This window comes from Allobosea sp. P1_A7, from assembly GCF_056406775.1.
In genome coordinates this window covers 18,963-32,355 of the sequence record NZ_JBFTZN010000013.1, presented here as the reverse complement: position 1 = coordinate 32,355, position 13,393 = coordinate 18,963, and the positions used below count along the sequence as shown (strand labels likewise).

Annotated in this window: 9 protein-coding genes and 2 riboswitches; of the genes, 6 read left to right on the top strand and 3 right to left on the bottom strand. The window is 64.7% G+C overall.

Going from position 1 to position 13,393, the window contains the following annotated elements:
* Positions 1-206: 206 nt before the first annotated feature.
* Positions 207-968 carry a precorrin-6A synthase (deacetylating) gene (gene cobF, locus AC1D34_RS03540; protein ID WP_476823494.1) on the bottom strand — a complete coding sequence of 254 codons (762 nt, stop codon included), beginning with the start codon at positions 966-968 and terminating at the stop codon, positions 207-209.
* A gap of 183 nt (positions 969-1,151) precedes the next feature.
* Positions 1,152-1,353, top strand: a riboswitch (cobalamin riboswitch).
* A 118-nt stretch (positions 1,354-1,471) separates the two neighbouring features.
* On the opposite strand from cobF, the gene AC1D34_RS03535 reads away from it, so the two are divergent.
* The 6 genes from AC1D34_RS03535 to AC1D34_RS03510 all read left to right on the top strand — a co-directional run bounded on the left by AC1D34_RS03535 (position 1,472) and on the right by AC1D34_RS03510 (position 9,712).
* Complete coding sequence (locus AC1D34_RS03535; RefSeq protein WP_476823493.1) at positions 1,472-4,378, top strand: ribonucleoside-diphosphate reductase subunit alpha; 2,907 nt, start codon at positions 1,472-1,474, stop codon at positions 4,376-4,378.
* A 125-nt stretch (positions 4,379-4,503) separates the two neighbouring features.
* Positions 4,504-5,631, top strand: coding sequence for a ribonucleotide-diphosphate reductase subunit beta (locus AC1D34_RS03530; protein ID WP_441491619.1), 1,128 nt, complete (start codon positions 4,504-4,506; stop codon positions 5,629-5,631).
* Positions 5,632-5,721: 90 nt separating this feature from the next.
* A riboswitch (cobalamin riboswitch) is annotated at positions 5,722-5,931 on the top strand.
* Between the two features lie 276 nt (positions 5,932-6,207).
* Entirely contained in the window at positions 6,208-7,236 is a 1,029-nt protein-coding gene (locus AC1D34_RS03525; protein WP_476823492.1) for an ABC transporter substrate-binding protein, read from the top strand.
* Between the two features lie 65 nt (positions 7,237-7,301).
* Complete coding sequence (locus tag AC1D34_RS03520) at positions 7,302-8,270, top strand: FecCD family ABC transporter permease (protein WP_476823511.1); 969 nt, start codon at positions 7,302-7,304, stop codon at positions 8,268-8,270.
* Positions 8,267-9,034, top strand: coding sequence for an ABC transporter ATP-binding protein (locus tag AC1D34_RS03515; RefSeq protein WP_476823491.1), 768 nt, complete (start codon positions 8,267-8,269; stop codon positions 9,032-9,034). The genes AC1D34_RS03520 and AC1D34_RS03515 overlap by 4 nt, the downstream gene beginning before the upstream one ends.
* 12 nt (positions 9,035-9,046) lie before the next feature.
* Complete coding sequence (locus AC1D34_RS03510; RefSeq protein WP_476823490.1) at positions 9,047-9,712, top strand: class I SAM-dependent methyltransferase; 666 nt, start codon at positions 9,047-9,049, stop codon at positions 9,710-9,712.
* Positions 9,713-9,723: 11 nt separating this feature from the next.
* Here the strand turns inward: AC1D34_RS03510 and AC1D34_RS03505 are convergent, their stop codons facing one another.
* Together AC1D34_RS03505 and AC1D34_RS03500 are read right to left on the bottom strand one after the other, a co-directional pair.
* On the bottom strand, positions 9,724-11,529 hold the full coding sequence (locus tag AC1D34_RS03505; RefSeq protein WP_476823489.1) for an aminodeoxychorismate synthase component I: 1,806 nt from the start codon (positions 11,527-11,529) through the stop codon (positions 9,724-9,726).
* Between the two features lie 179 nt (positions 11,530-11,708).
* Complete coding sequence (locus AC1D34_RS03500) at positions 11,709-13,331, bottom strand: ABC-F family ATP-binding cassette domain-containing protein (RefSeq protein WP_476823488.1); 1,623 nt, start codon at positions 13,329-13,331, stop codon at positions 11,709-11,711.
* Positions 13,332-13,393: the final 62 nt, after the last annotated feature.

Genomic DNA, 13,393 nt, shown 5'->3' with positions numbered 1-13,393 from the left:
TCCGGCAGCCAGCGCGGCCGCGATACCATCCGCCGCGCTCTCGACGGCTGAGATCGGCCATCGGGTGGTCCGGCGCAATGGCTCTCCTTCTTCGCTCCGGGCAAACAACCCGGCGAACCGCGACAGTGACACGATGGAGCAATCCACCCGACGGGGCCAATCGAAGACATAAGGACCCTTTTGTCGTCATGCGCGCATTGCGCCGTTCAGTCCTCGTCGCGTCTCCGAAGCAGATAGGTATCCATGATCCAGCCCTTTTCCTCTCGCGCTTCGCGCCGGATGCGCTCGATATCGCCCATCACCTCCGAGAGCTTTCCGGCGATCAGAATCTCGTCCTTGGTGCCGAGATAGGCGCCCCAATAGATATCGAGATCTTCACCCGCGACACTCTTGAAGGCCTGGTCCCCGTCGAGCATGACGACCACACTATCGAGGTTATTGGGAAAGCCTTCCGCGAGTTTGCGTCCCGTGGTGATCAGCACGGGCTCGCCAATCCGGTTGAGGGCGACCCGGTGTCGCGCCGCAAGGGCCTGCACGCTGCTGATGCCCGGGATCACATCGTATTCGAGAGCGAAGCCCCTGGCGCGAATATGCTCGACGATCCGCAGCGTGCTGTCATAGAGCGTCGGATCACCCCAGACGAGGAAGGCTCCGCATTCACCGTCCCCGAGTTCTTCCGTGAACAGGCCCTCGTAGTCATGGGCAATACGCGCATGCCACTCGTCGACGCTGCCACGGTAATTCGTTCCGGCGGGGGCACGCTCCGGGATCGGCACCGGAACCAGGCGATAATCCGATCCTTCGATGAAGCGCTCGCAGATGTCCTTCCGCAGCCGTCCGAGCTYGGCCTTGTCTGTCCCCTTGTCGGGAATGAAGAAGACGTCGGCCTGGTTGAGGGCGTTGATCGCCTGGACCGTGACATAGTCGGGATTGCCGGCACCAATTCCGATGATCAGGATCTTGCGCATTCGGCCTCCATGTCGGGGCTCAGATGGCCCACCGTTCGGCAGCCATAGCACGTGGGGCGACAGCGCGAGCAGCTGCGCCATGACGCCCTCGAGGCCGATCGCCGCATAGTTCGACCACTCCYCGCTCTTCACAGGCCAACGAATAGGCCGTGGCAAGCTGTTGACAGAATTGTCGCGATATCCACTAGATATGGTGGTCACGGTCTCTCGAGTCGCAAGATCGAGAGCTAAGAGGGAAGCCGGTGCGAAACCGGCGCTGCCCCCGCAACTGTCAGCGGCGAGTACTTGTCCAGACTATCAGTCACTGAGGCCGCCAGGCCTTGGGAAGACGGGACAAGAGCGATGACCCGCGAGCCAGGAGACCTGCCGCGACAGCAGAATCGTCCTCGGGCGGGGTGTCCCGGTGGATCGCTTGGTCATGTCTGCGGGCGCTCGTCGCTGCGACATTCTCCGTTGCGACTCCGCCTGGCCTTTGCCCCCTACAGATTGGGGTTTGAAAGCCGATGTCCCTCGCGACCGATACCATCCGCCCTGAGACGTTCAGCCCGATCGCATCGCAAGGCAGCGATGCGCGATCGACCGCGGAACCGGGCTACCAGGTGATCCGCCGCAACGGCAGCGTCACCCCGTTCGACGCCTCCAAGATCAGCGTCGCTCTGACCAAGGCCTTTCTGGCGGTCGAGGGCAGCAGCGCCGCTGCCTCGCGCCGAATCCACGACATCGTCGCGGAGTTGACCCAGCAGATCGTCGCCGGGCTGACGCGGCGCGCCGATGCCGGCCGTACCTTCCATATCGAGGATGTGCAGGATCAGGTCGAACTCGCGCTGATGCGCAGCGAACACCACAAGGTCGCCCGCGCCTATGTGCTCTACCGCGAGGAACGAGCCCAGGAACGGGCCCGCGCCAAGGCGGAAGCGAAGCCTGTGGTCGCCTCCGCGCCGGTGCTGCGCATGAAGGCAGCCGACGGCGCGCTCGTGCCGCTCGATGGGGCTCGCCTCGCCACGGTCATTCGCGAAGCCTGCGCCGGGCTCGACGGCGTCTCGGCTGAAGCCGTGCTGAGCGAAGCGCAGCGCAACCTCTATGACGGCATCAGTCAGGATGAGCTGGCGCAGGCGCCGATCCTGGCTGCGCGCACCCTGGTCGAGACCGAGCCGAACTATTCCAAGGTCTCGGCTCGCCTCCTGCTCGACAAGCTCCGCCGCGAGGCGCTGAGCTTCGTCTCCGGTCGTCCGGAACAGGCGACTCAGGCAGAAATGTCAGTACGTTACGGCGACTATCTCCACGCCTATGTGAAGACCGGCATCGCCAACGAGCTGCTCGATCCCGAGCTTGGACGCTTCGATCTCGCCCGCCTTGCGGCTGCGCTCAAGCCGGAGCGCGACCTCCAGTTCGATTATCTCGGCTTCCAGACGCTCTATGACCGCTATTTCCTGCATGTCCGAGGCAATCGCTTCGAGCTGCCGCAGGCCTTCTTCATGCGTGTCGCGATGGGTTTGGCGATCCGCGAGATCGACCGCGAGGCCCGGGCGATCGCCTTCTACGACCTGCTCTCCTCCTTCGACTTCATGGCCTCGACGCCGACCCTGTTCAACGCAGGAACCCTCAGGCCGCAGCTCTCCTCCTGCTTCCTGACCACGGTGCCGGACGATCTCGACGGCATCTTCAAAGCGGTGAAGGACAACGCCCTGCTGGCCAAATATTCCGGCGGGCTGGGCAATGACTGGACGCCTGTGCGTGGCCTTGGCGCTCATATCAAGGGCACCAATGGCGAGAGCCAGGGCATCGTGCCGTTCCTCAAGGTCGCCAACGACACCGCGATCGCCGTCAACCAGGGTGGCAAGCGCAAGGGCGCGGTCTGCGCCTATCTCGAAACCTGGCATGTCGACATCGAGGAGTTCCTCGATCTGCGCAAGAACACCGGCGACGACCGCCGCCGTACCCATGACATGAACACGGCGAACTGGATCCCCGACCTGTTCATGCAGCGCGTCGCCGCCGGAGGCCAGTGGACGCTGTTCTCGCCCGACGAGACGCCCGACCTTCACGATCTCTACGGCAAGCCGTTCAAGGCGGCCTATGAGGCCTATGAAGCCAAGGCCGAGCGCGGCGAGATCAAGGTGTTCAAGCGCCTCAACGCGCTCGATCTCTGGCGCAAGATGCTGACCATGCTGTTCGAAACCGGCCATCCCTGGATGACCTTCAAGGATGCCTGCAACCTGCGCTCGCCGCAGCAGCATGCCGGCGTGGTGCATTCCTCGAACCTGTGCACCGAGATCACGCTGAACACCTCGGCCGACGAGGTCGCCGTCTGCAATCTGGGCTCGATCAACCTGGCAGCCCATGTGACGGCGGGCGGGCTCGACCGGGCCRGGCTCGGCAAGACGGTCGCGACCGCGATGCGGATGCTCGACAACGTCATCGACATCAATTTCTACACGATCCCCGAGGCACGCCGCTCGAACCTGCGCCACCGCCCGGTCGGCCTCGGCATCATGGGCTTCCAGGATGCGCTGCAGACCTTGCGCCTGCCCGCGGCGTCCGAGGGTGCCGTAGCCTTCGCCGACACCTCGATGGAGGCGATCAGCTGGTTTGCGATCTCGGCCTCGGTCGATCTTGCCGCCGAGCGCGGTCGCTACCCGAGCTTCGAAGGCTCGCTCTGGTCGAAGGGCATCCTGCCGATCGACTCGCTCGACATCCTCTCGGAGGCCCGCGACGGCGATGTCGAGCTCGATCGTTCGACGACGCTGGACTGGGACAGCCTGCGCGAGCGGGTGAAGACCACCGGCATGCGCAACTCGAACTGCATGGCGATCGCCCCTACCGCAACGATCTCCAACATCGTCGGTGTCTCGCAGTCGATCGAGCCGTCCTATAGCCAGCTCTACGTCAAGGCGAACATGTCGGGCGACTTCACGGTCGTGAATGCCGACCTCGTCCGCGATCTCAAGGCGCGCGATCTCTGGGACGAGGTCATGGTCTCGGACCTGAAATACTACGACGGAAAGGTCAGTCAGATCGACCGCGTCCCCGACGATCTCAAGGCGCTCTACGCAACCTCCTTCGAGATCGAGACAAGCTGGCTGATCCGCGCCGCCGCACGCCGTCAGAAATGGATCGACCAGGGCCAGTCGCTCAATCTCTACATGGCGCAGCCTTCCGGCAGGAAGCTCGACGAGGCCTATCGCCTCGCCTGGCGGCTCGGCCTGAAGACGACCTATTACCTGCGCGCGCTCTCGGCGACCCATGTCGAGAAGTCGACGCTGAAGGGCACTGACGGCAAGCTCAACGCGGTGTCGGCAACGGTCCCCGTCGCGTCCAAGCCGATCCTCGTCGACATCCCGCTCGACAATGGCATGGCCGTGCCGAACGCCTGCTCGATCGACGATCCGACCTGCGAAGCCTGCCAGTGAGGCAGCGGCGGCATCCACGCTCGCCTTCGCGGCGCGCATGGATGCCCGGCCCTGCCCGATAGCGAACGATACGGACGGCCGGGGCAGACCCGGCCATGACATTCAGACCCGATTGGATATTCATCATGCTCGACTGGTCAGACAGCAAGCCTGCCACCGCCCTCGATCTCAATCCGGCCGCGCCCGGCGGAACCTCTGCCGATGCCACCGGCCTCGGCGAGATCGATCGCTCCGGCGGCCGCGTCAGCGTCGACGAGAAGCGGATGATCAACTGCCGCGCCGATGTGAACCAGCTCCTGCCGCTCAAGTACAAATGGGCCTGGGAGAAATACCTCGCCGGCTGCAACAATCACTGGATGCCGACAGAGGTCTCGATGCAGGCCGATATCGCTCTGTGGAAGTCGAAGGACGGGCTGACCGAGGACGAGCGCCGCACGATCAAGCGCAATCTCGGCTTCTTCGCGGCCTCGGAAAGCCTCGTCGCCAACAACATCGTGCTCGCGATCTACCGTCATCTCACCAATCCGGAATGCCGGCAGTACCTGCTGCGCCAGGCTTTCGAGGAGGCGGTGCACACCCACACCTTCCAGTACATCGTCGAGAGTCTCGGCCTCGACGAGGGCGAACTCTTCAACATGTATCGCGAGGTGCCCTCGATCACCGACAAAGCGGCCTGGGCCCTGAAGCACACCCAGCATCTCGACGATCCCGATTTCGAGACCGGCACGCCCGAGGCCGATCAGGCCTTCCTGCGCGACCTCGTCGCCTTCTACGTGATCTTCGAGGGCATGTGGTTCTATACCGGCTTCGCCCAGATCCTGTCGCTCGGCCGACGCAACAAGATGGTCGGCATCGCCGAGCAGTACCAGTACATCCTGCGCGACGAGAGCATTCACCTGAATTTCGGCATCGACGTGATCAACCAGATCAAGATCGAGAACCCGCATCTCTGGACCAAGGCCTTCCAGGACGAGCTGCGCGGCATGATCCGCGACGCTGCCGAACTCGAGGCCGCCTATGGCCGGGACACCATGCCGCGCGGCTTCCTCGGCCTGAATGCTGCGCTCTGCGAGCAGTACATGCATTTCATCGCCAACCGCCGTTGCGCGCAGCTCGGCCTCGCGCCGGTCTTCGCGGAAACGGAAAACCCGTTCCCCTGGATGAGCGAGGCGATGGACCTGAAGAAGGAGAAGAACTTCTTCGAGACCCGCGTCATCGAATACCAGAACGGCGGCGCCCTGAGCTGGGAGTGAGCCGAGAAGGATGGAGCCGTCTCGCTGCAGGGCTCCATCAGCAGGCGGTGTGGTCGGTGCCTGCGGCTTGACGCCGCCTTGGGCCCCTCTATGGTCGGCCGCGATCAAGGTTCCTCGGGTCCAGGCCCGAAGCTAAGAGGGAATTCGGTGAGGCGCCCTGCGCCGAATCCGAGGCTGCCCCCGCAACTGTAAGCGGCGAGCTCTTCTCCCAACGTCCACTGGCGCTCTCACGCCGGGAAGGCCGGGCGAAGCCAGCGCTGACCCGCGAGCCAGGAGACCTGCCCTGATCGCAGAAGCGTCTTTCGGGCGGGGTGTCCGGGGGGATTTGCGTCGGCGGCAGGTCGTAGACCCGCACCCCCGAACCGATCCGCTCAAGCTCCCGGCTCGTCATCTCGGGGAGCGATGAATTCCATGTCCATGATGCCGAACCACGCGGTCGCAGCCGCGGCAGAGCGCTTGACGCAGACTCGTCGAGCAGTCTATCAAAATTGTAATATTGTTGCATTACAGGATCGGCCGTGCGAGGCCCCCGAGCCTCGCGACGCATGCCGCCGCTCGACGCTATCGGAGACTTCAATGCGCAGCGCCGCACGCCTTTCTTGCCTTTCGTTCGTCGCAGCCATCGGCATGTCGATGTCCGGAGCGGCCTTGGCCGCGCCGACGCAGTATCCGCTGACGCTAGAGAATTGCCGGGAGACGATAACGTTCAACCAGGCGCCAAAGCGCGTCGTGGCGGTCGGACAGACGCAGACCGAGATCCTCTACGCGCTCGGGCTCGGCGACAAGGTCGTGGGCACAGCCGTGTGGTTCAGCCCTGTCGCGAAGCCCTATGAGGCGGTCAACGCCAAGGTGAAGCGGCTTGCCGACAACGATCCGAGTTTCGAGGCCGTCGTCGCCCAGGAACCCGACCTCGTGACTGCGATGTTCGAATGGCATATCGGCCCCAACGGCATCGTCGGCAAGCGCGACCAGTTTGCGAAGCTGAAGGTGCCGACCTATGTCTCGCCCACCGACTGCGTCGGAAAGGACAATTCCGGGCCGGGCGACGGCGTCCGCACGCAGATGTTCACGATGGATCTCGTCTACCGCAATGTTCGCGAGTTCGGGCAGATCTTCGACGTCTCCGATCGCGCCGAGGCGCTGGTCGCCGAATTGAAGGCCCGCGAGGACAAGGCGGTCGCTTCTGTGGCCGGTATCAAGCCGCAGGATGTCCCCGTCGTGGTCTGGTTCTCCAGCAAGGACATCAAGGGCGACGCCTTCCTGGCCGGCAAGAATGGCGTGCCTGCCTATATCCTGTCGAAACTCGGCGCCCGGAACGTCATCACCACCAACGAGGAATGGCCGCTGGTTGGTTGGGAGACCGTCGCTTCCGCCAACCCTGCCGTCATCGTCGTGGTCAAGATGGATCGCCGGCGTTTCCCAGCAGATGACATCAATCTCAAGCTCGACTTCCTCAAGACCGACGCGGTTGCGAGCAAGCTCGACGCCAGCCGGCAGCAGCGGATCGTGATCATGGATGTCGGCGCGACCAGGGCCGGGCTTGATACGATCGACGGCATCGAGGCGCTGGCCAACGGCATCAAGAGCTTCGGCCTCACCAAGTGAGCCATGGAGTGGTTCGGCCCAACTGGTTGGCGAGGGGCTCAGTAGCGATCCTCGCCTTCGTCCTGATGATACTCGCGATCGCGCTCGCCGTGACAATCGGCGAAATGTCGATCCCGCTTGCCACGGTCTTCAGGGCCCTGGGCAACGGGTTGTTCGATCTCGACTACCCCGTGAGCGCGATCCAGCAGGGCGTCATCTTCGACTACCGGTTGAGCCGGGCTGTGGTGGCGGCCCTCTGCGGAGGAGCGCTCGCGCTTTCGGGCGCAATCCTGCAGGCGCTGCTGCGCAATCCGCTCGCAGAGCCCTATATCCTCGGTATCTCGGCCGGAGCCTCGACGGGTGCGGTCGCGGTGATGATCCTGGGCTTCGGCGGTGCTGCGCTCAGCATATCTGGCGGTGCCTTCCTCGGCGCCATTGCTGCGCTCGTCATCGTTGCCTTGCTCGCCGCAGGGGCCGGTGGCGCGACCGACCGCGTGATCCTCGCAGGCGTCGCCGGATCGCAGCTGTTCAATGCGGCGACCGCGACGATCGTCACCACGCTGGCCAGTGCCGAACAGGCCCGCGGCGTGATGTTCTGGCTTCTCGGTAATTTCGGGGGGGTGCGCTGGCCCGATGTCTGGCTCGCTACGCCAGTGGCCTTCGCGGGCTTCGCTGTCTGCATCTTTCATACGAAGGCGCTCGATGCGTTCGCCTTCGGCGCGGATGCCGCGGCCGCGTTGGGCGTGGCGGTGACCCGCGTGCGCATCGTGCTGTTCGTGACGACGGCTGTGATGACAGCGACCATGGTCAGTATCGTCGGCACGATCGGGTTCGTCGGTCTCGTCATACCCCACGCCGCGCGCTTCCTGACGGGCCCAGCCCATGCCCGGCTGCTCCCGGCATGCCTGATCATCGGTGCAGTCTTCATGATTCTTGCCGACATCCTGTCGCGGACGCTGGTGCCGCAGCAGATTCTGCCGATCGGCGTCGTGACGGCGCTGTTCGGCGCCCCGGCTTTCGCCTTCATACTCTATCGCGCGAGGCGACCGGCATGACGCTGGCCGCGCGCGACGTCCGTTGGAGCGCCGGAGGGCGCGTGATCGTGGACGGCGTGACGCTGCACGCCGAACCGGGAAAGATCCTCGGTCTCATCGGCCCCAACGGTTCGGGAAAGTCGAGCCTGTTGAGGCTGCTGTGCCGCCTGCGCAAGGTCGCAAGCGGCGTGGTGACGCTGGACGACCGCGAGATCGGCACCTTGTCGCGGCACGACCTCGCCCGGCGCCTGGCCTTTGTCGAGCAGCAGGCGACGACTGAAATCCAGCTCTCTGTGTGCGACGTCGTCAGACTCGGACGGACCCCGCATCGCGGCGCACTCACGTCCTGGACAGCGGCCGACGAAGACGCGGTCGAGGCCGCGCTGGCACGCGTCGATATGGCCGATCGACATGACCAGTTCTGGCATACGCTATCGGGCGGAGAGCGCCAGCGCGTCCACATCGCGCGCGCACTCGCGCAAATGCCGAGTGAACTTATCCTCGACGAGCCGACCAACCATCTCGATATCCAGCACCAACTCTCGATCCTGACCCTGATCAGGCGCCTGGGTATCACCTGCATCATGGCCTTGCATGATCTCAACCTGGCATCGCTTTTCTGCGACGAGATCGCCGTGCTGCATGAGGGCAAGCTGGTCGATGCCGGGACGCCGGAAACCGTGATGACCGAAGCGCTGATCCAGCATGTCTTCGGTGTCGCGGTCTCCATCCGCCGCGCCGCATCGGGCCGAAGGCATATCGAGTATCTGATCGAACCCTTTTGAGGCGGGAAAGCCATGACGATGCAGCGAAGCGTTGGGGCCGGCGTCACCGACTACTGGAACGCCCGTGCCCCCAAATTTGATGGTGCTGCCTCCCATGTCGCCCAGAGCGAGCTCTGGCGGGCCGTGCTTGAGGCCGCCTTCCAGGCGGATGGCCCCAAGGACGTTGTCGATCTCGGGACCGGGACGGGCGCTTGCGCCCTCCTCGCCGCGTCGCTGGGGCATCGCGTCCGCGCCTGCGACGGGTCTGCGAACATGCTGGCGGTCGCCCGTGCGGCGGCTCGGCAAGCCGGCCTCGGCATTGCGTTTCAGGACGCCACGATCGAAGCGGCCGAGATTACCGATGCGTCGGCCGATATCGTCACGCTCCGCAATGTCCTCTGGACGCTCGAGCGCCCCAGTGAAGGGTTGCTGCAGGCCCACCGCATTCTGCGGCCGGGCGGTCTCGTGCTCGTGTCCGACGGGTTGTGGTCGGTGGCTCCTGAATATCGTTCCACCTATCCAGAGGAGCTTGCCGCACGCCTACCCCTGCATGATGGCTTGACGGAAGCCGCAGCACAGGACCTGCTCGCGCAAGCTGGGTTCTCCGGGGTCAGATGCTGGCAGCACCTGTTCCCCGCTTCTCCCTACCCGGGAAATGTCCCCGTCTTCGTCCTGACTGCCCGCTCACTCGCTGGCTAGCCGCGCAGGCTTCAGCTCATCAATCGAGCGGGCCTCAAGCCGCGCAGGCTATTGCCCAGGAACCAGTGCCCGGCCCGAGCGAGATCTCCCGGGCGCAGTTGCCGCTCAACGGCCCGTCCGCTCTCGATCAGGGTCTGGCGCAGCACGCCCGGCAAGAGACCATCGGACAGGGGCGGTGTGAGCAGGATTCCGTCCCGCTCGACGAAGATGTTGCTGCGCGTTGCTTCGGTGACAAAGCCTGCGCGGTTCTGGAAGACGGCTTCATCGGCCCCGCAATCGACGGCTGCCGCAAATGCGGTCTCGTAGATACGACGGCGCGTTGTCTTGTACCGCAGGAATGGGTCGCCTGCGTCGGCCCTTGCGGCGGCGAGGACGACCTCGAGAGGCCGGTCCGGCTCGGCAGCGAGCACTGGTGCGGCGATATCGAGCACGCCGTTGCGATGGAGTTCGAGGCGGATACGGCGCAGCCCTTGCGGCGCAAAGGTCTCGACCAGCGCAGCAAGACGCGTTTCCGCCTCGTCGCGGTCGAAGCGGAAGCCGAGCGCCTTTGCCGAACGGTCGAGGCGGTCGAGATGCAGGGGCAGCCGTGCAAAACCGGTTTCGTGCAACCAGCCCAGCGTTTCGATCAGTCCGTATTCCTCGGCCAGGTCGGTCAGGACACGGGCCTTGAGCAGGCATTCGGAATACTCGTCCGCAGCACGCGAATCCGTGACGATGCCGCCGCCAACGCCATAGCGGCCGGCACCGCCCGGAAAGATCGTTGCCGTGCGGATTGCGACATTGAAGCGAAGATCGCCATCGGGCGAGATTTGCCCGATCGAACCGGTATAGAGATCGCGCGCGCCGTCCTCGAGTTCGCGGATGATCTCCATCGCACGCAGCTTCGGCGCGCCTGTGATCGAGCCGCAGGGGAAGACAGCCCGCAGCAGGTCTTCGAGCGAGAGGCCGGGGCGCAACCTGGATGTCACCGTCGACGTCAGCGTGTGAAATGTCGGATAGGTCTCGACCTGGAAGAGGCTTGGCACTTCGACCGACCCCATGGCGCTGATCCGTCCGAGATCGTTGCGCAGCAGGTCGACGATCATCAGGTTCTCGGCGCGTTGCTTGGGGTCGGCCTGCAACTCTTCCATAGCGGCGCGCTCCGCTGCCGGTCCGTCGCGTCGCGGTGCTGTTCCCTTCATCGGGCGCGTCGTCGCACGCCCCGATTCGACCTCAAGAAAGAGCTCCGGCGAAACCGACAGGATGCTCGCATCGTCGATGGTAACGATACCGCCATGCGCCACGGGCTGGCTCGACCGCAAGGCGGCATAGAGCGCGAGCGGATCGCCGTCGTAGCGAAAGTCGATCGGAAAGGTCAGGTTGATCTGGTAGGCGTCGCCGGCGTGAAGATAGTCCAGGACACGCTGGATCTTGGCCGCGTGCGCTGGTGCATCGAGCTGCGGACGAACAGTGCCGAGCGGCGGCGGAGGTCCCAGTGCTCCAAAGGCCTGGTCCAGCTGCGCGGCAGGGAGCTGCAGCGGCGCCCGAAACAGCCCGAACCACAGCAGGGGAAGCGCCCTCGCCTGCGGCATCGACGCGACGAGGCGAGGCTCGAAGGCGTATCCCAGCTCATAGCTCAGGAAGCCGGCGGCATGCAGCCCCCGGGACAGGCCGTCTTCGATTCTACCGAGCGCAGACGAGATCTCCTCGGTATGGTCGCATCGAACGACCTCGACCGGCTCACAGTAGAGCTGGGCCGACGCGGCTGCCGCGAGCCGGTCCTCCAGCAGTACGAACGGGCGCCGCGTCGTGAGCATGGTGTCGATGGTAGGCGGCATCGGCGGCGTGGTTTCTGATTGGAGTATAGAGGCTGCGCTCGAAGCGGCTTCGTGGATCGTGGCGATGCCTCGCTCCGATGGCAGCCTGGAATTGTAGGCCCGATCGCGCCCCGCCGTGAGCCCGACGAGAGCCGAGCCGAATGCTCGGCGAGCGATGGCCAGGGAGCTCCGCTGCCAGCTCAGCTCCGCAGGCCGGGAGCCTCCTGGCCCGTGCTCGCGACGTATTCCGTATAGCCGCCACCATAGGTGTGAACGCCCTCGGGGGTCAGTTCGAGAACCCGGTTGGACAGTGCGGCGAGGAAATGGCGGTCGTGCGAGACGAACAGCATGGTCCCCTCGTATTGCGCCAAGGCCGTGATGAGCATCTCCTTCGTCGCGATATCCAGGTGGTTGGTGGGCTCGTCCAGCACCAGGAAGTTCGGCGGATCGTAGAGCATCTTCGCCATCACCAGCCGGGCCTTCTCGCCACCGGACAACACCCTGCACCGCTTCTCGACATCGTCGCCGGAAAAGCCGAAACAGCCGGCCAGTGCTCGCAGCGAGCCCTGCCCCGCCTGGGGAAACGAGTCTTCGAGCGACTGGAACACGGTGGCGTCACCGTTCAGCACCTCCATGGCGTGCTGGGCGAAGTAACCCAGCTTGATGGTGCCGCCCAGCGCGACCGTGCCGTCGTCCGGCTCGGTGGCCCCTGTCACCAGCTTCAACAGCGTCGATTTGCCGGCGCCGTTGATGCCCATCACGCACCAGCGCTCCTTGCGGCGAACCTGGAAATCGAGCCCGTCATAGATGCTGCGGCTGCCGTAGCGCTTGTGCACGTTCTTCAGGGTGACCACATCCTCGCCGGAGCGCGGTGCTGGCAGGAATTCGAACTGGACTGTCTGGCGGCGCTTGGGGGGCTCGACCCTGTCGATCTTCTCCAGTTTCTTCACGCGGCTTTGCACCTGCGCGGCATGCGAGGCGCGTGCCTTGAAGCGCTCGATGAAGTTGATCTCCTTGGCGAGCATCGCCTGCTGGCGCTCGAACTGGGCCTGCTGCTGCTTCTCGCTGAGCGCGCGCTGGTGCTGGTAGAACTCGTAATCGCCCGAATAGGTCGTCAGCGCCCCGCCATCGATCTCGACGATCTTGTCGACGATCCGGTTCATGAACTCGCGGTCATGCGAAGTCATGAGCAGTGCGCCATCATAGCCCTTCAGGAAGGCCTCGAGCCAGATCAGGCTCTCCAGGTCGAGATGGTTGCTCGGCTCGTCGAGCAGCATGGCGTCAGGGCGCATGAGCAGGATCCTGGCCAGCGCGACGCGCATCTTCCAGCCTCCGGAGAGAGCGCCGACATCGCCGTCCATCATCTCCTGGCTGAATCCGAGGCCGGCGAGTACCTCGCGCGCCCGCCCATCCATGGCGTAGCCGTCGAGCTCCTCGAACCGCCCCTGGACCTCGCCATAGCGCGTGATGATCTCGTCCATCTCGTCCGCGCGGGCGGGATCGGCCATGGCGGTCTCGAGCTCCTTCAGCTCGGTCGCAACGGCGCTGACCGGGCCCGCCCCGTCCATGACCTCGGAGACGGCGCTGCGGCCGGACATGTCGCCGACGTCCTGGCTGAAATAGCCGATGGTCACGCCGCGATCGACGGCCACGAGGCCCTCGTCGGGCGCCTCCTGCCCCGTGATCATGCGGAAGAGCGTTGTCTTGCCGGCGCCGTTGGGGCCGACAAGGCCAACCTTCTCGCCCTTCTGGAGCGCTGCGGATGCCTCGATGAAGACAATCTGCTTGCCGTTCTGCTTGCCGATGTTCTCGAGACGAATCATGCTTCTACAGGACCAAATTTCAGGGAGGTCCCGCGCCTTTAAGCCATGGGCCGCGCCCACGG